The 23,466-nt window shown below is 55.6% G+C and carries 21 protein-coding genes and 1 tRNA gene; 12 read left to right on the top strand and 10 right to left on the bottom strand.

The window, feature by feature from the left end; genetic code table 11:
• Positions 1–143 precede the first annotated feature (143 nt).
• Positions 144–2,387, bottom strand: a complete 2,244-nt coding sequence (pnp, locus tag PREDE_RS00175) for a polyribonucleotide nucleotidyltransferase (RefSeq protein WP_005845610.1) — start codon at positions 2,385–2,387, stop codon at positions 144–146.
• Between the two features lie 192 nt (positions 2,388–2,579).
• On the opposite strand from pnp, the gene PREDE_RS00170 reads away from it, so the two are divergent.
• Complete coding sequence (locus PREDE_RS00170; protein WP_015298313.1) at positions 2,580–3,749, top strand: TlpA disulfide reductase family protein; 1,170 nt, start codon at positions 2,580–2,582, stop codon at positions 3,747–3,749.
• Positions 3,750–3,761: 12 nt separating this feature from the next.
• Positions 3,762–4,313: an NUDIX hydrolase gene (locus tag PREDE_RS00165; protein WP_005845606.1), complete on the top strand. Its 552-nt coding sequence runs from the start codon at positions 3,762–3,764 to the stop codon at positions 4,311–4,313.
• Between the two features lie 15 nt (positions 4,314–4,328).
• Here PREDE_RS00165 and PREDE_RS00160 read toward each other — a convergent pair whose 3' ends face one another.
• Positions 4,329–4,931: a DUF417 family protein gene (locus PREDE_RS00160; protein ID WP_005845604.1), complete on the bottom strand. Its 603-nt coding sequence runs from the start codon at positions 4,929–4,931 to the stop codon at positions 4,329–4,331.
• 903 nt (positions 4,932–5,834) lie between these two features.
• Here PREDE_RS00160 and topA point away from each other — a divergent pair.
• The 5 genes from topA (at position 5,835) to PREDE_RS00135 (ending at position 12,341) form a co-directional block, all read left to right on the top strand.
• Positions 5,835–8,174, top strand: a complete 2,340-nt coding sequence (gene topA, locus PREDE_RS00155) for a type I DNA topoisomerase (protein WP_005845602.1) — start codon at positions 5,835–5,837, stop codon at positions 8,172–8,174.
• A gap of 90 nt (positions 8,175–8,264) precedes the next feature.
• The gene (locus tag PREDE_RS00150) at positions 8,265–8,873 is read left to right on the top strand and encodes a shikimate kinase (RefSeq protein WP_005845600.1); all 609 of its coding nucleotides are present in this window, start codon (positions 8,265–8,267) and stop codon (positions 8,871–8,873) included.
• Positions 8,874–8,961: 88 nt separating this feature from the next.
• Complete coding sequence (speA, locus tag PREDE_RS00145; protein ID WP_005845599.1) at positions 8,962–10,854, top strand: biosynthetic arginine decarboxylase; 1,893 nt, start codon at positions 8,962–8,964, stop codon at positions 10,852–10,854.
• A gap of 153 nt (positions 10,855–11,007) precedes the next feature.
• Complete coding sequence (argB, locus tag PREDE_RS00140) at positions 11,008–11,829, top strand: acetylglutamate kinase (protein WP_005845597.1); 822 nt, start codon at positions 11,008–11,010, stop codon at positions 11,827–11,829.
• Complete coding sequence (locus PREDE_RS00135) at positions 11,826–12,341, top strand: RNA polymerase sigma factor (protein ID WP_005845595.1); 516 nt, start codon at positions 11,826–11,828, stop codon at positions 12,339–12,341. The genes argB and PREDE_RS00135 overlap by 4 nt, the downstream gene beginning before the upstream one ends.
• Positions 12,342–12,367: 26 nt before the next feature.
• Here the strand turns inward: PREDE_RS00135 and PREDE_RS00130 are convergent, their stop codons facing one another.
• From PREDE_RS00130 to PREDE_RS00115, 4 genes are all read right to left on the bottom strand, one after another.
• Complete coding sequence (locus tag PREDE_RS00130; protein WP_005845593.1) at positions 12,368–12,646, bottom strand: YciI family protein; 279 nt, start codon at positions 12,644–12,646, stop codon at positions 12,368–12,370.
• 25 nt (positions 12,647–12,671) lie between these two features.
• On the bottom strand, positions 12,672–13,427 hold the full coding sequence (locus tag PREDE_RS00125) for an SDR family NAD(P)-dependent oxidoreductase (protein ID WP_005845591.1): 756 nt from the start codon (positions 13,425–13,427) through the stop codon (positions 12,672–12,674).
• A 66-nt stretch (positions 13,428–13,493) separates the two neighbouring features.
• Complete coding sequence (locus tag PREDE_RS00120; protein WP_005845589.1) at positions 13,494–13,850, bottom strand: NAD(P)H-dependent oxidoreductase; 357 nt, start codon at positions 13,848–13,850, stop codon at positions 13,494–13,496.
• A 301-nt stretch (positions 13,851–14,151) separates the two neighbouring features.
• Positions 14,152–14,225 (bottom strand) — tRNA-Ile (locus PREDE_RS00115).
• A gap of 118 nt (positions 14,226–14,343) precedes the next feature.
• Between PREDE_RS00115 and PREDE_RS00110 the strand changes: the two genes are divergently transcribed.
• From PREDE_RS00110 to PREDE_RS00100, 3 genes are read left to right on the top strand one after another with little or no spacing between them, the layout of a single operon-like run.
• Complete coding sequence (locus PREDE_RS00110) at positions 14,344–17,157, top strand: calcium-translocating P-type ATPase, PMCA-type (RefSeq protein ID WP_005845586.1); 2,814 nt, start codon at positions 14,344–14,346, stop codon at positions 17,155–17,157.
• Positions 17,154–18,098 (top strand): riboflavin biosynthesis protein RibF, encoded by a 945-nt coding sequence (ribF, locus tag PREDE_RS00105; protein ID WP_005845583.1) that lies wholly within the window; start codon positions 17,154–17,156, stop codon positions 18,096–18,098. The genes PREDE_RS00110 and ribF overlap by 4 nt, the downstream gene beginning before the upstream one ends.
• A gap of 12 nt (positions 18,099–18,110) precedes the next feature.
• The gene (locus PREDE_RS00100; protein ID WP_005845581.1) at positions 18,111–18,950 is read left to right on the top strand and encodes a CPBP family intramembrane glutamic endopeptidase; all 840 of its coding nucleotides are present in this window, start codon (positions 18,111–18,113) and stop codon (positions 18,948–18,950) included.
• A gap of 176 nt (positions 18,951–19,126) precedes the next feature.
• Here PREDE_RS00100 and PREDE_RS00095 read toward each other — a convergent pair whose 3' ends face one another.
• The 4 genes from PREDE_RS00095 to PREDE_RS00080 form a co-directional block, all read right to left on the bottom strand.
• Positions 19,127–19,621, bottom strand: coding sequence for a hypothetical protein (locus PREDE_RS00095; RefSeq protein WP_005845579.1), 495 nt, complete (start codon positions 19,619–19,621; stop codon positions 19,127–19,129).
• A gap of 256 nt (positions 19,622–19,877) precedes the next feature.
• Positions 19,878–20,522, bottom strand: a complete 645-nt coding sequence (locus PREDE_RS14160; RefSeq protein ID WP_262498065.1) for a cupin domain-containing protein — start codon at positions 20,520–20,522, stop codon at positions 19,878–19,880.
• 12 nt (positions 20,523–20,534) lie between these two features.
• Entirely contained in the window at positions 20,535–20,975 is a 441-nt protein-coding gene (locus PREDE_RS14155) for a carboxymuconolactone decarboxylase family protein (protein ID WP_005845575.1), read from the bottom strand.
• A 229-nt stretch (positions 20,976–21,204) separates the two neighbouring features.
• Positions 21,205–21,495: a hypothetical protein gene (locus PREDE_RS00080; RefSeq protein ID WP_154648454.1), complete on the bottom strand. Its 291-nt coding sequence runs from the start codon at positions 21,493–21,495 to the stop codon at positions 21,205–21,207.
• Between the two features lie 69 nt (positions 21,496–21,564).
• Here PREDE_RS00080 and PREDE_RS00075 point away from each other — a divergent pair, with 69 nt between their 5' ends.
• On the top strand, positions 21,565–22,197 hold the full coding sequence (locus PREDE_RS00075) for a helix-turn-helix domain-containing protein (RefSeq protein ID WP_154648453.1): 633 nt from the start codon (positions 21,565–21,567) through the stop codon (positions 22,195–22,197).
• A 212-nt stretch (positions 22,198–22,409) separates the two neighbouring features.
• Complete coding sequence (locus PREDE_RS00070) at positions 22,410–23,426, top strand: acyltransferase family protein (protein ID WP_005845571.1); 1,017 nt, start codon at positions 22,410–22,412, stop codon at positions 23,424–23,426.
• The last annotated feature ends 40 nt before the right edge of the window (positions 23,427–23,466 follow it).

The following is a 23,466-nucleotide window of genomic DNA, read 5'->3' as shown; positions in this document are numbered from 1 at the left end:
AGAAAGAGGCTTGTGACGCGACCCGGCGAACGCCGGGTGCAGGAAAAAGAAAAAGGGATGGGAACGAGGCCAAGCCTCTTGTTCCCATCCCTTTGATGATTGATATTCAGAGCCCGTCAGCAGCCCTGAAGCGCAAGGAGCGGTTACTCCTCGCCCGAAAAATCGTTGTCGCGGTGCTCGAAACGGTGGGGACGATGGTCGCCGTCGCGGCGCGGACGACGGTCGCCACGCGGACGACGCTCACGTTCCACATAGCCTTCGGGCTTCTCGATGAGCACACGGTGGGAGAGCTTGTACTTGCCCGTCTTGGGATCGACCTCCAGGAGCTTCACCTTGATCTTGTCGCCCTCCTTGATGCCGGCCTCCTCGACCGACTCCAGGCGTTTCCACTCAATCTCGGAGATGTGGAGCAGTCCCTCCTTGCCCGGCAGAATCTCGACGAAGCAGCCGTAGGGCATCACGCTCTTGACGGTGCCGTCGTACACCTCGCCGACCTCGGGCATAGCCACGATGGCCTTGATCTTGCCCAGGGCAATATCGATACTGTCCTTGTTGGGTGCGGAAATCTGCACCTTGCCCACGCCGTCGACCTCGTCGATGGTGATGGTGGCACCGCTGTCTTCCTGCATCTGCTGGATGATTTTTCCGCCCGGGCCAATCACGGCACCGATGAACTCCTTGGGAATCTCGATGGCCACGATGCGCGGCACCTGCGGCTTCATCTCGGCACGCGGCTCGCTCATGGTCTTCATCATCTCGCCCATGATGTGCTCGCGGCCGGCCTTCGCCTGCATGAGAGCCTTTTCCAGAATCTCGAACGACAGTCCGTCGCACTTGATGTCCATCTGCGTGGCGGTGAGACCGTCCTTGGTGCCGGTGGTCTTGAAGTCCATGTCGCCCAAGTGGTCCTCGTCACCGAGGATGTCGCTCAGGATGGCATACTTGTCCTCGCCGGGATTCTTGATGAGTCCCATGGCGATGCCGGCCACCGGTTTCTTCATGGGCACACCGGCATCCATCAGGGCCAACGTACCGGCACAAACGGTCGCCATCGACGAAGAGCCGTTGCTCTCGAGGATCTGGCTCACCAGACGCACAGTGTAAGGGAAGTCGGCAGGAATCTGATCTTTCAGTCCACGCCAGGCCAGATGGCCGTGACCCACCTCGCGACGGCCTACGCCACGCTGGGCCTTGGCCTCGCCCGTGGAGAACGGGGGGAAGTTGTAGTGGAGCAGGAAACGCTGGTAACTGCGGTTGAGCACGCCGTCGACGAGCTTCTCGTCGAGCTTGGTGCCCAGCGTGCAAGTGGAGAGACTCATCGTCTCGCCGCGCTGGAAGAGGGCGCTTCCGTGGGGCATGGGCAGCGGCGACACCTCGCACCAGATGGGGCGAATCTCGGTCGTGGCGCGGCCGTCAAGGCGCAAACCCTCGTCGAGGATGCAGCGGCGCATGGCATCGCGCATCACGTCGTCGTAATAACGGGCGGCCTCAGCGTGTTTCTCGTCCAGCTCTTCGGCGGCGAGATCAGCATGGGCAGCATCATAGGCCTCGAGGAAATCGGCCAGAATCTTGTCGAAAGCATCGTGACGGGCGTGCTTTTCGAGGGCCTGACGGTTCACGTCATAGACCTGTTGGTAGAGGCCTTTCACCTGTGTGCGCAGTTCCTCGTCGTTCACCTCGTCGTCGTACTCGCGCTTCTTGTCGGTTCCAAGCTCGCGGGCCAGCTCGTCCTGCAGCTCACACATCGGCTTGATGGCCTCGTGGGCCACCTTGAGGGCGGCGATGAGATCCTGCTCGGTCACCTCCTTCATCTCGCCTTCCACCATCATGATGTTGTCTTTGGTGGCGCCAACCATGAGGTCCATGTCGGCCTCGGCCATCTGTTGGAAAGTGGGATTCACCACGTACTCACCGTTGACACGGGCCACGCGAACCTCGGAAATCGTATAGTCGAATGGAATATCGGAGCAAGCCATAGCGGCAGATGCTGCAAAACCAGCCAGGGCGTCGGGTTGATCCACGCCGTCGGCAGAGAGCAACATCACCTGCACATAAACTTCACAATGGTAGTCTGATGGGAAAAGCGGACGAAGGGCACGGTCTACGAGACGTGAAGTAAGAATCTCTTCGTCGCTGGGTTTGCCTTCGCGCTTGGTGAATCCGCCGGGGAAGCGGCCTGCAGCACTGTACTGCTCACGATAATCTACCTGCAAAGGCATGAAATCTGTACCCGGAACTGCCTCTTTGGCTGCACAAACAGTGGCCAGCAATACGGTGTTCCCCAAACGAAGGACAGCGGCGCCGTCGGCCTGTTTCGCAACCTTTCCGGTTTCAATTGAGATGGTTCTGCCATCTGGCAACTGAACGGTTTTCGTAATTACGTTCATTAAAATCTAAAAAACTTTATTGTTTTGACTTACATCTAAAAATATAACGGGGGCAAAGATACCCATTAAAAGCGAGAAAGAAGAAGAAAAGAGCATTATTTTTTGTTTTTTTGTCGATTTGCATTAACTTTGCAAACGACTATTCCACAAACCATCACGGACAGGTCGCAACGAACACATCAACCGCTGATTATGAAGATATTCCATCGTCTGGCAGCCGCCGCCATCGTGCTGGCCGCGCTGGCTGCCACCTCATGCACGGGCAAGAAATTCCACATTTCAGGCACCATCACCGAAGCCCGCGACTCTCTTCTCTATTTTGAAAACATGAGTCTCAACGGCGCCGTCACCGTAGACTCGGTGAAACTGGGCGAAGACGGCTCGTTCAGCTTCGACGGCACAGCAGCCGACCACCCCGAATTTTACCGGCTGCGCATAGCCCGACAGATCATCAACATAGCCGTGGACTCCACGGAAAACATCGCCGTGAAAGCCTCCTACCCCACCATGTCGGGGCAGTACGACGTGAAAGGCTCGGAAGAATGCTCCAAAATCAAGGAGCTGGCCGTGATGCAAATGAGTCTCCAGGCACAGATCAACGCCATCACCCAAAACCCCAATGTGTCCTACGACAGCGAGGCCGACAGCATCCGCCAGATTGTGGCGGCCTACAAAGACCGGGTGAAACGCAACTACATCTTCAAGGAGCCAATGAAGGCCTACGCCTATTTTGCCCTGTTCCAGACGGTGAACGTGGGCGGGCAGACGGCCCTCATCTTCGACCCGCGCAGCAAGAAAGAAGACGTGCAAGTGTTTGCCGCCGTGGCCACCAGCTGGGACACCTACTACCCCAACACCGAGCGCGGCAAGAATTTGCACAACATTGCCATCGAGGGAATGAAGAACGTGCGCATCATTCAGGCCGAGCAGAGCCAGACCATCGACGCCAGCAAGGTGTCGGCCAGCGGGGTCATTGAGATTGCCCTGCCCGACAACCGGGGGCACATCCGGCGGCTCACCGGCCTGCGGGGCAAGGTGGTGCTGCTCGATTTCCACGTCTTTGCCACCAAGACGAGCACGGCCCGCATCATGCACCTGCGCGACCTTTACAACAAATACCACGCCCAAGGCCTGGAGATTTACCAGGTGAGCCTCGACCCCGACGAGCATTTCTGGAAAGAGAGCGTGGCCGCCCTGCCCTGGATCAGCGTGCACGACGAGGCCGGAACGGCTTCGCCGGCCGCCGCCCAATACAATGTGCAGAGCGTGCCCACCTACTTCCTCATCGACAAGAACAACGTGCTGCAAAAGCGCGACGTCCAGATTAAGGACCTCGACGCCGAAATCAAAGCCATGCTGTAAAGGAAACCGCCAATGCATCCACTCAGCAAATTCATCTACTGTCCTGCATGCGGGAGCAGCCACTTTGAGGAGCAGGACGAGAAAAGCAAGCGTTGTCGCCACTGCGGATTCGAGTATTACCTGAATCCCAGCGCGGCCAACGTGGCGTTCATCCTGAACGAACGCGACGAGCTGCTCGTCATCACGCGCAAGAAAGAACCGGCCAAAGGCACACTCGACCTGCCCGGCGGCTTTGCCGACATCGGCGAAACGGCCGAGCAAGGCGTGCGGCGCGAGGTGCTGGAAGAGACAGGACTCACGGTATCGCGCCTGCGCTATCTCTTCAGTTATCCCAACGTTTACCTCTACTCCAACTTTGAAGTGAAGACACTTGACAGCTTCTTTCTCTGCCAAGTGGACGACTGCAGCCGGCCGGAAGCCCGTGACGACGCAGCCGACTGCCAGTGGATTCCGCTGGCCGACATCCGCACGGAGCTGTTCGGACTGCGCTCCGTGCGCCAAGGGCTACGCGACTTCATCGAGTCGTACCCAGCCACTTGGCAGAGCGGAAACGGCGAGGGGTGATAGCCTAAAGTTTTCTCAGAATCGGTCTTCACGGCGGCGGGCCAGGATGCGCTGGGCGCAATCGGCAGCCACTACCACGGCACCCGCCAGGATGCACACGTCTTTGATGACCAGACGGCCGGCTCCGGTGAGCAGGGGGAAGCCGTGCTCGCCACTGCCTAAATCGGGCACCCAGACCTCGGGCGTGGTGACCAGGAACGAGAGGGTGCCGATGGTCATGAGAAAGACAAGCCCTGCTCCCACGAAGCCCACCTTGGGCCACACGATGCCCAACAGCGTAAGCACACCGAAAGTCATGATAAGAATGCCGAGGCCCTTGGAAAAGACGTAGGTGTTGTTCTCCTCATGCCACTGGTGTTTACGGGCGTCAAACTCGCCCTCCTTGAGCTTGTAGTCCTTGTATTCGGGCGCCTCCTTGGCATAAAAGAAGCTCATGAAAGGGCTGTTGGCCACAAAAGGCACGATGCCCTCGGCCTCGTAGTTGAAGAACTTGAGGCCTCCAATCCATACGAAAATAATGAAAATGGCGACACGAATCAGGTGAACGCCGAAACCTTTCAAAGAGGCGGAGAGGTGCAACAGCCCATCCACCAGTGCTGTTATTTGCTTTATCATCATTTGAGTTTAAAGAAATGAAACTTGACAGAACCCGGCATACGCTCGCCAGGTCTTGCGGATGCAAAGGTAAACAGTTTTTCTTTCAACGACAAAACCTCCCTGTAATTATTTCAAAATATACCCCGTTCGTGGTAGACATACTACCCGTGACGGACGGAACACCGGCTGGCTTTAGACAGAACAACGGTTATTTTTAGACATAACAACATATTAAACAGATGGCTGGCGCGGTGGGTTTAAAGACATAGTAACAAAATAACATGTGGCTGACGCGGTGAATTTTAACCTAAAAACAGGGCAGCCGGAGGACCATGCCGCAGGAAAGGGGTTTGACATAGGGCCCGACCTCTGCGCCGGCCCCTACGTTTGGAACAAACGTTCAACACGAATCATGTTTGGAATACGATGTACATGCGTCGCAACCACGGTGTACATGCGTTGTGATTACGTCGCAAACGCATTGCGGCAACGGCGTAAACGCGTCGTGATTTCACCGTAAACGCATCGCGAAAACGGTGTCATGACATGACGATGCTCCCGTGCCGACGTTTCCAGCCACCCTAAACGCTTATTCCAAACGGGCCAGCCTCTGCACCGGCCGCCCCCTATGCCAATATCCTTTCCCGTGGCATGGTCCTCCGGCTGCCCTGTTTTTAGGTTAAAAATTCACCGCGTCAGCCACATGTTATTTTGTTACTATGTCTTTAAAAATACGGCGTCAGCCATCTGTTTAATATGTTGTTATGTCTAAAAATAACCGTTGTTATGTCTAAAACCAGCCGTTGTTCTGTCCTCCGCCTCCGCCACCCCATCTATTAAAAAAACTAAATTAATCTCTATATAATAAGGTGCAAGCGAAAGTTTTAATTACTTTTGCCAACCGTTAAATCACAAACAGGAGATATGCAAGACAATCTGGTGATCGTAGAGAGCCCCGCAAAAGCCAAGACCATTGAGAAGTTTCTCGGCAAGGATTTCAAGGTAATGTCCTCGTATGGACACATCCGCGACTTGAAGAAGAAGGAGCTCAGCATAGATGAAAACACACTGGAACCCGACTATGAGATTCCGGAAGAGAAGAAGAAAATCGTCAGCGAACTGAAGAAAAATGCCAAGGCTGCCAGCAAGATTTGGCTCGCATCCGATGAAGACCGCGAGGGAGAGGCCATCAGTTGGCACCTTTGCGAGGTGCTCGGACTGGACGAGACCAAGACCTCGCGCATCGTCTTCCACGAGATTACCAAGCCTGCCATCCTGGAGGCCATACAACATCCGCGCCACCTGGACATGAACCTGGTGAACGCCCAGCAGGCCCGCCGCGTGCTCGACCGCCTCGTGGGCTTCAAGCTCTCGCCGGTGCTCTGGCGCAAGGTGAAGCCCGCCCTCTCGGCCGGACGCGTGCAGAGCGTGGCCGTGAGGCTCATCGTGGAGCGCGAACGCGAGATACAGGCTTTCCAGACCGAGCCCTACTACCGCGTGAACGGCATCTTCGCCGTGACCAATGCCGACGGCAGCAAGAGCGAGGTGAAGGCCGAACTGGACAAGCGCTTCAACACCCACGAGGAGGCTCTGGCCTTTCTGGAGAAGTGCAAGGACGCCACCTTCGTGGTGGGCAACATCGTGAAGAAGCCGCTGAAACGCACCCCCGCACCCCCTTTCACCACCTCGACCCTGCAGCAGGAGGCCGCCCGCAAGTTGGGCTTCACCGTGAGCCAGACCATGATGGTGGCCCAGCGCCTGTACGAGAGCGGGCGCATCACCTACATGCGTACCGACAGTGTGAACCTCTCGGGGCTGGCCATCAACGCCAGCAAGGAGGAGATTGTGAAGACCTACGGCGAAAACTACAGCAAGCCCCGCAACTACCAGACCCACTCCAAAGGCGCACAGGAGGCACACGAAGCCATCCGCCCCACCTTCATGCACGAGGCCGGGCAGGAGTGGACTGCCCAGGAACGCCGGCTCTACGACCTCATCTGGAAGCGCACCATCGCCTCGCAGATGACCGATGCACAGATAGAGAAGACCACGGTGACCATCGACGTGAACGGCACTGACGAGAAATTCGTGGCCAACGGCGAGGTGGTGGTCTTCGATGGATTCCTGAAAGTGTACCGCGAATCGACCGACGACGAGGACAACAACCAGGAGGAGACCCACCTGCTGCCGGCCCTGAAAACCAACGACCGGCTGGAACGTCGGGAGATTAGCTCGACCGAACGTTTCTCGCAGGGCCCGCTGCGCTACACGGAGGCCAGCCTCGTGCGCAAGCTCGAGGAGCTGGGCATCGGCCGCCCGTCGACCTACGCCCCCACCATCTCTACCATCCAGCAGCGCGAGTACGTGCAGAAAGGCGACAAGAGCGGCACCGAACGCTACTATGTCATCGACACCCTGCAGGGCAATCTCATAACGCCACGCAAGAGAAAAGAGATGGCCGGCTCGGAAAAAGGCAAGTTGCTGCCCACCGACATCGGTATCGTGGTGAACGATTTCCTGCTGCAAAACTTCCCCGACATCATGGATTACAACTTCACGGCCAAGGTGGAGAGCCAGTTTGACCGCATTGCCGAGGGCAAGGAAGAGTGGGGAAAGATGATGAGCAAGTTCGATCGGGACTTCGAGCCCACGGTAGACTCGGTGATGAAAGCCCGTTCGGAGCACAAGGCCGGCGAGCGCGAACTGGGCCGGGACCCCAAGACGGGCAGGCCTGTGTTTGTGAAGATAGGGCGCTTCGGCCCCGTGGTGCAGATAGGTTCGGCCGACGACGAGGAGAAACCCCTCTTTGCCCAGATGCCCAAAGACAAGAGCATCGAGACCATTTCGCTGGACGAGGCCCTGGAACTGTTCAAGCTGCCCCGGAAGATTGGCGAGTTCGAGGGGGGCGCCGTGACCATCGGTGCCGGACGCTTCGGCCCCTACGTGCTGCACAACAAGAAGTATGTGTCGCTGCCCAAGACCGAAGACCCCATGACCATCACCCTCGACACGGCTGTGGCCCTCATCGAGGAGAAGCGCAAACAGGAGAAAGAACGGCACATCAAGACCTATGAGGAAGACCCGAAACTGGAACTGCTGAAAGGCCGCTTCGGCCCCTACATCGCCTACGACGGCAAGAACTACCGCATAGACAAGAAGCTGCACGAACGCGCCTTGGCCGCCGACCTGAGCTTCGAGGAGTGCATGGACATCGTGAAAAATGCCCCGGAGCCCAAGGCCAAGACGAGGAGGACAAGGAAGTAGACGCTCCCCAGGCCTCGCCTCAAGAGGGGCGGGTAGCCCGCCCGGGAGCGTCAAACTCGGCCGAAAGGCCTTGCACATCCGCTTTAAACCATGGAAAAGTTAACGAAAGACGCGGCCGACCCGCCATCCACCAGTGCCGGAACACCCTCGCCCGGAGGGGTGGAGAGAGGCTTTCGCATCATTCTCATCGGCTACATGGGGTCGGGAAAGACCACCGTGGGCAAGGCCTTGGCCGCCGACCTGCGCATGCCTTTCTACGACTTGGACTGGTACATCGAGAGCCGCATGCGCAAGAGCGTGAGGCAAATCTTTGACGAGCAGGGCGAGGAAAGGTTCCGACAGATAGAACACAACATGCTGCACGAGGTGGCCGAGTTCGAGAACGTGGTCATCAGCTGTGGGGGCGGCACACCGTGTTTCTTCGACAACATGGACTACATCAACCGCCAGGGCGAGTCGGTCTACCTGAAGTGTACGCCGGAAGTGCTTTACCGCCATCTGAAAATGGGAAAGACCGTGCGCCCCCTGCTGCTCAACAAGACACCCGAAGAGGTGCAGACTTTCATCCATGAGCAGCTCGGGCAACGCGAAGCCTACTATGTACAGGCCCGGCATACCCTCGACGTGACCCTGATGGACAACTACGACAAAATCAAAATCACGGTGGACAAGCTGAAAGAGACGCTGGGGCTGCGCTAATGCTCCCCTATGTCTTCCCGAGTGCTTCCCCCGCAGTTTCTCTTTTACCCTTTTACTTTTTTACGCTTATTCTCTTTTACACGCAACAATGAAGAAGTGGACGATTGAAGATTCGAAGGAGCTCTACAACATTAATGGCTGGGGCACTTCCTACTTTGGCATCAACGACAAGGGCGACGTCTATGTGACGCCCTGCAAGGACAACACTCAAATAGACCTGCGCGACGTGATGGACGAGCTGGCTCTACGCGATGTCACGCCGCCCGTGCTGCTGCGCTTCCCCGACATTTTGGACAACCGCATCGAGAAGACCTCCTCATGCTTTGAAAAAGCCAAGAAGGAATATGGCTTTCAGGGCGAGAACTTCATCATCTACCCCGTCAAGGTGAACCAGATGCAACCCGTGGTGGAAGAGATTATCTCGCACGGCCGCAAGTTCAATTTAGGGCTGGAGGCCGGATCCAAGCCCGAACTGCACGCCGTGATTGCCGTGCAGTGCCAAAGCGACTCGCTCATCATCTGCAACGGCTACAAGGACCAGAGCTACATCGAACTGGCCCTGCTGGCCCAGAAGATGGGCAAACGCATCTTCATCGTGGTGGAGAAACTGAACGAACTGGACATCATTGCCCGCGTGGCCAAGAGCCTGAAGGTGAAGCCCAACCTGGGCATCCGCATCAAACTAGCCTCGTCGGGGTCGGGCAAATGGGAGGAGAGCGGCGGCGACGCCTCGAAGTTCGGACTGAACTCGTCAGAGCTGCTCAAGGCCTTAGAGAAGCTGGACAGCATGGGAATGCACGACTGCCTGAAACTCATTCACTTCCACATCGGCAGTCAAATCACCAAGATACGCCGCATACAGACGGCCCTGCGCGAGGCGGCCCAGTACTACATCAACCTGCACAAGATGGGTTACGACGTGGATTTTGTGGACTGCGGCGGCGGCCTGGGCGTGGACTACGACGGCACGCGGTCGTCGAACAGTGAGAGTTCGGTGAACTATTCCATCCAGGAATACGTGAACGACTGCGTCTATACCTTTGTCGATGCAGCCAACAAGAACGACATCAGCCATCCCAACATCATCACAGAGAGCGGGCGTTCGCTGGCAGCCCATCACTCGGTGCTGGTCATCGACGTGCTGGAAACGGCCTCGCTGCCCGAAATGCCAGAGGAGTTTGAGGCCAAGGACACCGACCACCAGCTGGCCAAGGACCTGTACGAGATATGGGACAACCTGAATCCCAAGAGCATGCTCGAGGACTGGCACGACGCGGAACAGATACGCGACGAGGCGCTGGAGCTTTTCTCGCACGGCATTGTGGACCTGCGCACACGGGCCGAGATAGAGGCCATGTACTGGAGCGTGTGCCACGAAATCAACACGCTGGCCAAGGGAATGAAGCACGTGCCCGACGAGCTGCGCGGCCTTGATAAGCTGCTGGCCGACAAATATTTCTGCAACTTCTCGCTTTTCCAGAGCCTTCCAGACTCTTGGGCCATAGACCAGCTCTTCCCCATCATGCCGATACAGCGGTTGGGCGAACGGCCCACACGCAAGGCTACGCTGCAGGACATCACCTGCGACTCGGACGGCAAGATAGCCAACTTCGTGTCGGACGGCCATGTTTCGCACGTGCTTCCGCTCCACCCGCTCAAGAAAAATGAGCCCTATTACCTGGGCGTGTTCCTCGTGGGAGCCTATCAGGAGATTCTGGGCGACATGCACAATCTCTTCGGCGACACCACGGCAGCCCACATCAGTGTGAAAGACGGCAAGTACAACATAGACCAGATCTTCGACGGCGAAACCGTAGAAGAAGTGCTGGAGTACGTGCAGTACAATCCCAAGAAGCTGGTGCGCCAGCTGGAGCAGTGGGTGACGAAAAGTGTGAAGCAAGGCAAAATCTCGCTTGAAGAGGGCAAGGAGTTCCTGAACAACTATCGTTCGGGGCTGTACGGATATACGTATTTGGAATAGAGTTCTCCCCCGCCACCCCAACAGGAGGGGTACAACGCCACCCTGGAATATAGCAGTAAAGAAGAAAGAATGTGACTCCAACAGGCATTTGTCTTTACTCCGGCGAGCAAGGTAAGCCATAATTCCTTAACTCCATAACTCCTGACGAAAAGAATGAAAGAACAACTGACTATCGTGAAAGTGGGCGGAGCCATTGTAGAAGATGAGGAACGCCTGAACCAACTGTTGCAGGACTTCGCCGCCATATCCGGCAACAAGCTGCTGGTGCACGGCGGGGGCAGACGCGCCACCAAGGTTGCAGCCGCACTGGGCATCGAGAGCCGGATGGTGGGCGGCCGACGCATCACCGACCGGCAAATGCTCGAGGTGGTAACCATGGTGTACGGCGGACTGGTGAACAAGAACCTCGTGGCCAGACTCCAGGCCAACGGCATCAACGCCCTGGGCCTCACAGGGGCAGACATGGGTGTGATACGCAGCCACAAGCGGGCACCTGTCTCCACCCCTGCTACTGATGGTGGCACACCGATTGTGGTTGACTATGGCTTCGTAGGCGACGTAGACCATGTGGACGGGCATGCCCTTGCAACCCTTATCGGGCGCGGGGTGACGCCCGTGATGGCCCCGCTGACACACGACGGACAAGGACACATGCTCAACACCAACGCCGACACCATTGCCGCAGAGACGGCCAAGGCCTTGGCTGGCCAGTATGACGTGACGCTGATATACAGCTTCGAGAAGCCTGGCGTGCTGGCCAATCCCGAGGACGACGGCAGCGTTATCCCCGTGATTACCCGGGCCGACTTTGTACGCTATCGGGCCGACGGCACCATTTCGGGTGGCATGATTCCCAAGATAGAGAATGCGCTGCAGGCCGTAGAGGCCGGTGTGGGGCGTGTCATCATCACCCTCGCCACAGCCATAGACGGGCGGCACGGCACGGTGATCCGTACCCGAATGCCACAACCATGATGTATCAAAATCGTTTCCACACCGACATCCTGCCGCTGAAAAATCAGCTCTATCGCCTCGCGCTGCGTATCACGCTCAACAGTGCCGAGGCCGAAGACATCGTGCAGGAAACGCTCATCAAGGTGTGGAACCGACGCGAAAGCTGGGACAAGATAGACAACATGGAGGCGTTTTGCTTCACGGTGTGCCGCAATCTCTCGCTGGACAGCATCAAACGGCACGGCAACCGCAACGCCACGCTGGACGAAGGGCAGGCCGAACAGCCCTCCAACATGCCCACTCCCTCGGAACACACCATAGAACACGACCAGCTGGCCATTGTGCGGCAACTCGTGGACGCCCTGCCCGAGAAGCAGCGCAGCTGCATTCAGCTACGCGACTTCGAGGGAAAAAGCTACAAAGACATTGCCATCATTCTGGGTATTACCGAGGAGCAGGTGAAAGTGAACATCTTCCGCGGACGGCAAACCATCAAGCAGAAGTTTCAAGGTTTGGACCAATATGGCATATAATATTTGAAACGCCCATGTGCTCCGGGCTATTCCGTAATGTGTTCTGCGATTCTTGCCGCATGAAACTCCTGTATGGAATATTCTACGCAACCAGCTTTCAATAACGGGTCTTCGGCGAGATGCTCCTGAAGCGTTTCCAGACTTTCGGCTTTGGCGATGATGGTGCCATGCCACTCCAAGGTCTTGTTCAAGCCGAACATCACGAATATTCCTTCATCAAACTTCTTGTTGAGAAACTCTTCATGCACGCTGATGAGCGACCGCGTCTGCTCACCCGGTGTTACTTTTGCATCTACAATAAACATTGTTTCTTCGTTTAACGGTTAAACATCAGGCTGTGAATCCGCCGTCTACGGCAAATTCAGAACCGCTCACAAAGCTGGCCTCATCGGATGCAAGAAATGCAACGGCTGCGGCAATCTCCTCCGGTTTGCCGAAACGCCCCATCGGAATAAGTGCCTGTACGGTTTCGATGTGCTTCTTGGCTGCTTCGGGATCCAAATCTGTTTTCTCGTAGATAGGTGTCCAAATGGGGCCTACGTTGACGGCTTTGACGCGAATACCCTCTTTGGAAAACTCACGGGGCCACGCTTTCGTGATGACCGAGACAGCGGCCTTGCTTGCCGAGTAGACCGACATGTTAGCCATGGGACGCAGACTGACCGACGAGGATATGTTGATGATTGTTCCGTGGCTTGCTTTCAACAAGGGGAGAGCCTGTCTGCCTGCATCTACGATGCCGCGCACATTGATGTTGAAAGTATTGTCGTATTCCTCCATTTTCAGGCTTTCAAGCGGTGTGACGGGAGCCACGCCGGCATTGTTGACAAGTATGTCCAGACGGCCAAACTTAACTTTTACCTCAGAGAAGAGCCTTTCAAGGTCGGCAGTCTTGGTGATGTCGGCCACTACATAGCTGATGTTTTCATGTTTCTCCGCCGTCTCCTTCAACGATTTTTCCGTTCTGCCGATAATCACCACGTGGGCACCTTCGTCGGCAAGACGCAAGGCAATAGTCTGTCCGATACCCGATCCACCACCAGTCACGATGGCCACTTTGTTCTCTAAATTATACATAGTCTTCATGTTTTATTGGTTCATTATTTCCTTGATTCTCTCTACCAGTCTGCCGGCGTATGCCACAGCCTCCTGTCACTGCTGCTCTATGCCCTCGGGTGTCTGCCGGGATGTGTAGCTCACACCGTTGATCCACATAGCGCCTTGATAGTCGAGCCGACATAGTTTGGCCGTGGCCGAGTAGAGTTCTGTCAGACGATTGATGTCAGCAATGGCATCAGCCTCTCCGGTATAGGCCACAGCCGGTGCGCCTGTAGTGAAAGACACGAGAAACTTCTTGCCTCCCAGTACCCCTTTGGAGCCGTGGGAAAAACCATGCAGGAAGACCTCATCGAGCCATTTTTTCATCAGTGCCGGCATGGTGTACCAATAGAATGGAAATTGCCATACAATGAGGTCGGCTTTGAGAAGAGCCGCTTGATAACGCATCATTTTAGTGTAGCTTTTTGGCTACAAAGTTCGACATAAGTTCTTGAAAACGAAAGTTTTGCATGCCGTCAATTTAATAGTCATTTTCCATTCATTGCTACATTTTTTTGAGAGCCTGCTTTTGTGTAGCAATTTCTGTAGCAGAAAATGACCGAATGATGACTATCAAAAGGTATAGTTTGGCAGTCAAACGGATATGGATAAAAAAACAAAAAATCGCTGTAAAACCTTGATTTTACAGCGATTATCCTTGTTTTGAAGGCTAAAATGACGTATTGTTTGACGTCCTTTTGAAACCTATTTGTGGACCAGCCTGGGCTTGAACCAGGGACCTCCAGATTATGAGTCTGTTGCTCTAACCAACTGAGCTACAAGTCCGGCTTGTTGCTGTACAAAAGAAAGCAATAAGTTGTTTTGCAAAGGTAAGGGGATTTGGGCAAATAACCAAATGTTTTTTGCAAAAAGTCGCTAAATCAAAAGGAATGTATTGGCAATTATGGGTAATTTAGCTAACTTTGCAAGTGATAGTGAGAATTGGTGGCGCAAGATGTGCATCAACAAGCATAGAAGAATTATGAATCATCAAGTGCAAAATAATTGGCAGGACTTGACCGACGAGGAGGTGCAGGATACGAAGCATGGCCTGACAGACACCCAAGTCTTGGAGAGTCGGCAGAGACATGGTGACAATGTATTGACACCGCCCAAGCGTACTTCCATGTGGAAACTCTACATGGAGAAATATCGGGATCCGATTATTCAGATTTTGCTGGTAGCTGCAGCCGTTTCATTGGCCTTGGCCTTTATCGAGAACGACTTTGTTGAGACCTTTGGAATCCTGCTGGCCATTGTGACTGCTACGACGGTGGGGTTCTATTTCGAACGTGACGCGGCCAGCAAATTCCGTCTGCTTACAGCCATCAACGAAGACCAGCCCGTAAAGGTGCGCCGCAATGGCCGGGTAGTGGAGATTCCTCGCCGCGACGTTGTTGTGGGTGATGTCATCCTGGTTGGCGTGGGCGATGAGATTCCGGCTGATGCCGAATTGCTGGAATGCGTGAATCTTCAAGTTGACGAGTCGAGCCTGACGGGGGAGCCTCTGACAACAAAAGCGGTTTTTTCCAGCTCTTTTCAGGGGCAGAACGGGGAACAACAAAACGAGGGAACTCATGGCGGAGCAACCTATCCTGCCCATCTCATCCTGCGTTCCACCATGGTGATGAACGGTCATGGCGAGGCTGTTGTGACCCGTGTCGGTGACAAGACAGAAATAGGCAGAGTTGCCGCCAGTGCCACAGAAACCACCCATACCAAAACCCCGCTCAGCATGCAGTTGGACAAACTGGCCAAACTCATTTCCCTCATCGGTACTACGGTGGCCGTGACAGCATTTGTATGTTTTCTCGTTCGCGACATCCTGACCAATCCCATTTGGCATGGTACGGATTATTTTGCCATGGCACTGGTGGTGCTCAACTATTTCATGATGGCTGTCACGCTGATTGTGATGGCTGTTCCCGAGGGACTTCCCATGGCCGTCACCTTAGCCTTGGCACTCAACATGCGACGCATGCTGAAGTCCAACAACCTTGTCCGCAAGCTCCACGCCTCCGAGACCATGGGAGCGGTAACTGTGATTTGTACGGACAAGACAGGAACACTGACGGAAAACAAGATGCAAGTGGGAAGCCTCACCCCTATCTCCGACTGTAATCCGGAAAAAGATTATCCCTCTCTCAATAGCGATAGTTTGGAGTCCGACAGAATCCAAGAGTGGCTTGCCATAGCCATTGCCGTGAACACGACGGCAGAACTCGACGGAGACACCCCCATCGGCAACCCGACAGAGGGGGCACTGCTCCTGTGGCTGAAAGAAAATGGATACGACTATCTCAAGCTCCGCCACAAATATCCCGTACAAGAACAGATCGCGTTCTCCACAGAAAAGAAGTATATGGCCACTACCGTTAGCATTGACGGCCGGCCTTGGACCTTTCTGAAAGGCGCTCCCGAGACCGTGCTTGGGGCCTGTGGACTTACGACCGAAGCACGCCAAGGCATCGACCGGACACTGTCCGGCTACCAGCGGCAAGCCATGCGCACCCTGGCTCTGGCTTTTCGCGAGGGTACCTTTGCCGAACCCTCAAGCCATGCCGACTATCATGGACAGGCTGTCGTAGCCATCAGCGATCCTGTGAGGGCGGATGTCCCCGCTGCCATTGCCCAATGCCACAGGGCAGGCATCAAGGTCAAGGTTGTCACGGGCGACACCTCGGAAACAGCCATCGAAATAGCCCGACAAATCAGCTGTCTGGAAAGTAAGGGGAAAGAGAACTGTAAGGGTCGGGAGCGTTGGCACATCACAGGGGCGGAATTTGCCGCCCTCTCCGACAAGGAAGCCTACGATTGCGTGGAGCATCTTTGCGTGATGTCGCGTGCCCGGCCGGCCGACAAGCAGCGTTTGGTGCAGCTTCTCCAGAAACACGGCGAGGTGGTGGCCGTCACCGGCGACGGCACCAACGATGCACCGGCCCTCAACTATGCGCACGTGGGACTGTCGCTGGGCTCGGGCACTTCGGTGGCCAAGCGAGCTTCCGACATCACGCTGCTCGACGACAGCTTCCATTCCATTGCTTCGGCAGTCATGTGGGGCCGTTCGCTCTATAAGAACATCCAGCGCTTTCTCTACTTCCAATTGGTAGTCAACCTCTCGGCTCTGCTGCTCGTGCTCGGCGGCTCGTTCATCGGCACCGAGATGCCGCTCACGGTCACACAGATTCTTTGGGTTAACCTTATCATGGACAGTTTCGCCGCCATGGCCTTGGCCTCGCTCGCACCGTCCCGTGAAGTGATGCTCGACAAGCCCCGTTCTCAGCGTGAGTTTATCATCTCCCGCCCCATAGGACGGGGCATCCTGTCCTGCGGCATCTTGTTCTTTGCCGTGATGTTCGTGTTCCTGATTTGGTGCGAACGTCATGGGGCTGGCAGCATTATCGACGTACACGAGCTTACCCTCTTCTTCACCACCTTTGTGATGCTTCAGTTCTGGAATCTGCTCAATGCCAAGTGCCTCGGCTCCTGCCACAGCGCCTTGCGCCATATCCTGCGCGAACGCGGCCTTTTGTTCGTCCTGCTGCTTATCCTTGCAGGACAGTGGCTCATCGTTACGTTTGGCGGCCGCATGTTCCGCACCCAACCGCTGAGCTTTGGTGAGTGGGCCGGCATCGTGGGGCTCACGGGCCTGTTTGTCTTTGGCGGCGGTGAGCTGTGGCATGCCGTCTGTCGGTTGGTTCATCGTCATCGGGCATGAAGACGCTCTATTTGGATGCCCACACCGCTCCACAAACCCTGCCCAGCGTGGCCACCGTCGGATTTTTCGACGGTGTTCACCGGGGGCATCAGTACCTCATCCGCCGGGTCATAGCCGATGCACGGGCAGAGGGGATGCGCTCGATGGTCATCACTTTCGACCGTCATCCCCGTCAGGTGCTTCAGCAAGACTATCAACCCGAGCTCCTCACCACGCTCGACGCCAAGCTGCTGCATTTGGCACGCACGGGTGTGGACATCGTGGTGGTGCTTCATTTCGATGAAGCCATGGCCCGTCTCTCGGCCCGCGCATTCATGCAGCGGGTGCTGGTCGGGCGTCTCGGTGTCCGCCGGCTGGTGACCGGCTATGACAACCGCTTCGGACACAACCGAAGCGAGGGCTTCGACGACTATGTGGAATACGGTCGGCAGATGGGAATGCAGGTGGTTCGGCAGCCCGCTTTCCTGCTGAATGGCGTGCAAGTCAGTTCTTCCGTGGTGCGGTCGTTTCTTCGCGAGGGTGAAATCGAAATGGCAAATCAGTGTCTTGGCTATCCCTTTACGGTGGTAGGGCGCGTCGTAGACGGCTTTAAGAAAGGACGGGAACTCGGTTTTCCCACGGCCAACCTCGACACTTCCGAATTCGGGCAGCTTGTCCCCGGGGGCGGTGTGTATGCCGTCAGGGCCCGTTTGGAACAGACTGTGGCCTTCATGCCCGCCATGACCAACATCGGCACACGGCCCACGTTTGGCGGTTCACAACGCACACTGGAAACCTTTATCTTCCGCTTCCACGACAACATTTACGGCAAACTGCTGCAACTCTCCTTCATCCGTCGCATCCGCAGCGAACGTCACTTCGAGCATGTGACGCAGCTCATCGAGCAACTCAAGGACGACGAGCAGCAGGTAGAAGCCTTGTTTAACGATGAAATGGATTAAATCTCATAACACATGAATAAGAATGTTCGCGGAATACTCGACGTATTGTTTTTCATCGTCGTGTTCTTTTTGATACAGTATGTCGTTACTGTCGGTGTGGCTGGGCTCGATGTGTGGGTGCAGAATGGCTCTTGGAGCCGGTTCTATGCCCAGCTGTCCACAGGCGGATTCCAACTGTCGGGCAAGCAGCTTGTGCTCGCATCCGTGTTGGGCAGCGCCCTCACGCTCACGGTTTTCACCACCCTGCGATGGGCTTTGCTGTCGCGCGCATGGCTGTCCACCCATCCCTGGCAGGTCCTTGCCTGGGTGGTCTTTGCCTCGCTGGGCTCCATCCTGCCCTCCGAGTGGCTGCAAGACCAGCTGGCTCTCTCCTTGCCCGTTGCCACCCAGAAGATGTTTGCAGAGATTATGGGCGAGCCCACGGGCTACCTGGCCATCGGCATCCTGGCTCCGTTGGCCGAGGAACTGGTGTTCCGGGGAGCCGTGCTGCGCACATTGCTGCGGTTGCTGGGTCCTCGTCGGCATGGGTTGGCCATCCTTGTCTCAGCTGTCCTGTTCGGGGCTGTACACCTGAACCTGCCGCAATTTGTCCATGCCACCCTCATCGGACTGCTGCTCGGCTGGATGTACTATCGCACCGACTCCATCATTCCTGGCGTAGTCTTTCATTGGATCAACAACACGGTGGCCTACATCATGTTCAATCTCATGCCCCAAATGGCCGACGGCAAGCTCATCGACCTCTTCCATGGCGACAGCCGCATGATGTGGATGGGCCTCGCTTTCTCCATCTGCATCCTCCTGCCCAGCCTGCTCCAGCTTTCCATCCGCCTGAAACGGGCCGGCGAATAGCTTGGTGCACAGGCCGGAATCCACCATATACAGATAAGGGACCACATGCTCGCTACAGAGCTGTGGTCCCTTAACTTACATTAGTATGTTATGAAAAATTTGAGAGAAATGAAGCTTCACAGCTTCGTTGTTGTTTTACTAAACATGATTTTTATAGAGAAAGCATAGAAATATTCTTATTTGACAACAGCTTCGCGTATGGGCACACTTGGCTCGATCATGCTCTGCTTCATCGTGTCCACCACCGCACTGTCACCCATGGCCACCGATGTACCCTTGTCCAGCTCGGGCTTGTCGTAGCCGTCGAAACTACTGATGGAGTCGGCATTCTGCTGCCCGAACGGTACCTGCATGGCGTTGCTCAGCGTAAGGATGATGGCCACCACGGCCGCAGCCTTGAACAAAGGCCTCAGGCGCTGCGGCATTGTGATGACGCGTGCCCTTACCGGCTTGGGCTCTTCTATCATTGCACGTATCTTCTCGTCGAAGTCATCGCCCAGCACATCGGTCGCCTTCTCGCACTTTTCATAGCAGAAGAGAGCCTTGTAACGCCCCAATTCAGCCGGAACCTCGTCCTGACTGAAGAACGCCCGCAGGATGCCCTCTTCATTGAGAGTCGTCTCGCAGCGCCAGTAGCGCTCCAAAAGTTGTTGGATGTACTTGTAATCCATCTTGCCGTTGCTTGAGTTGTGCAGATCTTTTTGCTGTTACTGTAAGAATGACGAGCGGCCGGAGGAAAGGTTACAGGACGGCGGCGCTTTTAACATTCGTTTAGACACAAACTGCTCTCAAGGGAGAAAACAAGACAAACGGTGCCAAGCTACAACGACAAGTAGCCTGGCACCGTTTGCCTTTACTGGCCGTGTTTCGTGCATGAACCGGCACTGTCATGCCCCGAACAACGCACTCCCGTGAGTGTTCATGCCCTTATTTCAACTTGTTGTAAACCTCATCGCTCACCGCCTCCAGCCACTCGTTGCTGGCCTCGTCGGCGGTCTTCACGTGCATGGCGATATGCTGGAACCAGCTGTCTTTCTGTGCGCCATGCCAATGCTTCACGCCCTCCGGAATGTCGATCACGTCTCCTGCATGAAGGGCGATGGGCGCTTTGCCCCACTCCTGGTACCAACCCTTGCCCGATACGCAAATCAAAATTTGGTGTGCGCCATGGTGGACATGCCAGTTGTTGCGGCAACCCGGCTCAAAAGTAACGTTGGACATCGGCAGCACGGTCTTCTCGTCGGCTGTCAAGTTCTTCGGCACAAGGCCTGCCAAATGGCTCTCGCCTATGAAATACTTGGCATACGCGGTGTTCGGATTGCCCTTGGGCCATGGGCCGGCATTGGCATCGGCGGCATTGTCGCATTGGGAAAGGCCTTGGGCACTCAGGTAAGCCATGAGCTCGTCCACCGCCTCCCGGCTGTTGCCCATGTTCACCGCACCGGCCTTGTGGGCGGCCAACTGCGGTGCGACGCCCTTGAGCGAAGCCAACGCGGCAACCGTCACTATCTCGCGGTCGGCGTTTGAAAGCTGGTTGCCCGCAAAGATGTCGCCAAAGAGATGGGCCTTCAGGTAGTGATCATTCTAGGGGCAGAAGTCATAATTGAAAGGCCGGCCGCTCAGCTCCGTCTGGTTCTTAACGCCCAGCGCAAGCGCGGCCTTGGCATCATCCCATTCTTTTGGGCGTTCCCAGGCCTTGCCCTCGTTGTCTTTCTTGCCCTCAGCCTTGCGGGTTTCAAGCACCTTGTTCAACACGCCCAGCGCATTGAGCGAACGTGGAAAGCCCGTGTAGGCATAGAGTTGGGAGAAAGCCTCCTTGATTTCATTGACTGTCACCTTGGCCTCCAAAGCCTCCGCCACGGCCGTCTCCAGACGGGTCATGTCTCCTTGTGCCTCAAGACTGGCCAGCGTGGCCAGATGCAACTGGCGCGCCGACAAATATTTTGTTTCCATTTTATGATTCTTTTGTGCGAATGCCATGCCAGCAACAAGCAGCAGCATGAGCGTAATGATTGTCTTCTTCATTTGTCAACAGAATATCCCAAGCCCCTCAGCCATTTGTCGACCTTGCTCATATCCTTTCGTGTCTCGTGGCCATAAATGGCAAAACCGTTGTTTGTTCTTTCCCTGTTTCACCTTTTTTCTATGCGATGCACGAGGTAGACATCATCAATCCGGCCAGCAGTACTGTGAGATACTTGATTGCTTTCATATCCTTCTATTTCATGTGTAGCCTTGAGACACTGTATTAGATCTATTTCCAACCCATGAACAACTTCACCGTCTCTGGGTCATGGTATTCGAACCACTGGCTCTTCTTCAAGTCGAGAGCCTTGATTTCCCTTAACTCGGCCTCCGTCAGCGAGAAGTCAAAGAAGGGAGAAGTTCTCCTCCATGCGCTCCTTGCGAACGGATTTGGGAATGAAGACTGGTTTATTCCACTGATTTTCAAAGCATCAACCATGCACGGCTGCACGGCTCCTGCGCCCATTTGCTCTGTCTGGAGAGCGAAGGCAGCTTCGTGTTCAACGACAAATGCTTTCACTTTTGTGCCGGCGACATCCTGATTCTGACCCTGCCCGACCGACTGAAGAACCTGGGCGCCAGTCCAAATATGAAAGTAGAGTACTTTGCCGCCCCCTACAACTTCCTCAACAACCAGCTGCCCTCCAACAGTTTTGCCATTGGTGGGGGCATCAGCCTCTACGCCGACCCCGTCGTCCATGCCACAACCCACGAGGCCCAACTGTTTCTGGCCGACATCCGTCTGCTCTCCGACCGCATGAAAGAGGCCGGCTCCCACCTCTTTTTTCAGGAGATGATCGGCAGCATCTGCCGCCTGATGATGTACGACCTGTTCTCCATCCATGCCCGCAGAAACCAGGCACAGCACAGCACCGACCGCAGAAGCCACGTGGTTAAGGAACTCATCAGCCTGCTTGCGGCCGGCCGATGCCGCACGGAGCGCACCGTGGAATATTACGCCCGGGAGCTGAACGTGTCGCCCAAATACCTTTCCAAAGTCGTGAAACGCACGACGGGCACCAACGTTTTCTCGTTCATCGACCGCTACACCGTCCCTATTCTCAAGGACTACCTCAACGACAGCCGCCTCTCGCTGACGCAGATTGCCGATGCCATGAACTTCAGTTCCCTGTCCTATTTCAGCCGCTATTGCACCAAGCACCTGGGCATTTCGCCCTCGGAATACCGCGCGAGCCTGCAACCGCAAGGCCGGCAGAGCTGAAAAAGCCGATGGATTGGGCAAAAATAGCAGGGGGCATACACTTTGTATGCCGCTTGTATGGAACTGTGCGGACGGACGAAAGATTGATAAACGAGATTTGTTTTTACCGTTGCAAAGATATGAAAAACGGATGATAACGAGCATGCCCAGATTGCCGGAAAACTTACCCGTTTCACGGTTTTTGCCTGTTCGCATGGAGGATTCAAATAAAAATGGTAAATTTACAGCCTGAAATGGGCACCAACCCCAAGCAAACATCCATCCACCACATGAACATTTCATCGACCCCAAGGAGAGAAGCCAAGAAAAGAATCGAGGAATTGGATTTCCTCAAGGCCCTGTTTATCCTCCTCATGATAGCCTTCCACCTTGTTTATATAGGCGATGGCTATCCCTATCTCAAGAATTTTGTCTACACTTTCCACATGCCCGGATTCCTGATTATATCCGGCTATCTCATGAAAACAGACCGAAGCGCGCGCAGCTACGGCAGGACACTGCTGTGGCTGGCCGTGCCTTACGTCACGATGGAGGCCGGATACGTCCTCATGGCCTCCCTGCTGCCGACAAGAGACCACGTGGACGACCTGACGTGGGGCGTGTTGTTCCATCACCTGTTCGTCAAGCCCTTAGGCCCTTACTGGTATCTGCACACCCTGATGGTCTGTGGCGGGTGCTGCTTCGCGGTGTTCAGATGGGTAAAAGCCTCGGCCACGTCGCGGCTCATCATCCTGGGACTGGCCTACGCCGCCCTGGCGCAGCTTGGACTTGTTTCGCTGGCTTGTGCCATGTATTTCCTGGCAGGGGTCGCGATTCGGCAGAGTCCGCATTCCCTTTTGGAAGTCTTTCGCAGGTCGTGGTGGTCGCTTTTCGCCCTGGCCGTTCTGTTTTTCCATCCCGCCGCATTCGACAGAGCCACTGTCGGAGGCGTGCTGATCGTTTACCTTGTGTTCTCCGCCTCGCTGTCTGTCTACTCCCATGTCCCCGCGGCATTGCGGCGGCCGCTCCTGTTCTTGGGCCGCAACTCCCTGGCATTGTACCTGTTCTCCCCCATCTTTACGATATGTTGCAAGGCGCTCGTACCGTATTTGGCTTTCGACCCGACGCGCCTGCTCTTTCTTTGCACGTCATTGTCGGTCTGCATTGTCGGCTCGCTCGGCCTCTGCCGGCTGCTGGATTTCCTGCACATTTCCCCCTTGATGTTTGGCCGCAAGCGCATCGTGGGATAGCCAACGGCTGCCCGGGCCCAGGTGCACACGCCCCAATCGC

This window comes from Prevotella dentalis DSM 3688, from assembly GCF_000242335.1.
Lineage (GTDB): Bacteria > Bacteroidota > Bacteroidia > Bacteroidales > Bacteroidaceae > Prevotella > Prevotella seregens.
Note: the sequence above shows the minus strand (reverse complement) of the source record. Positions and strands in the feature narration are given on the sequence as shown.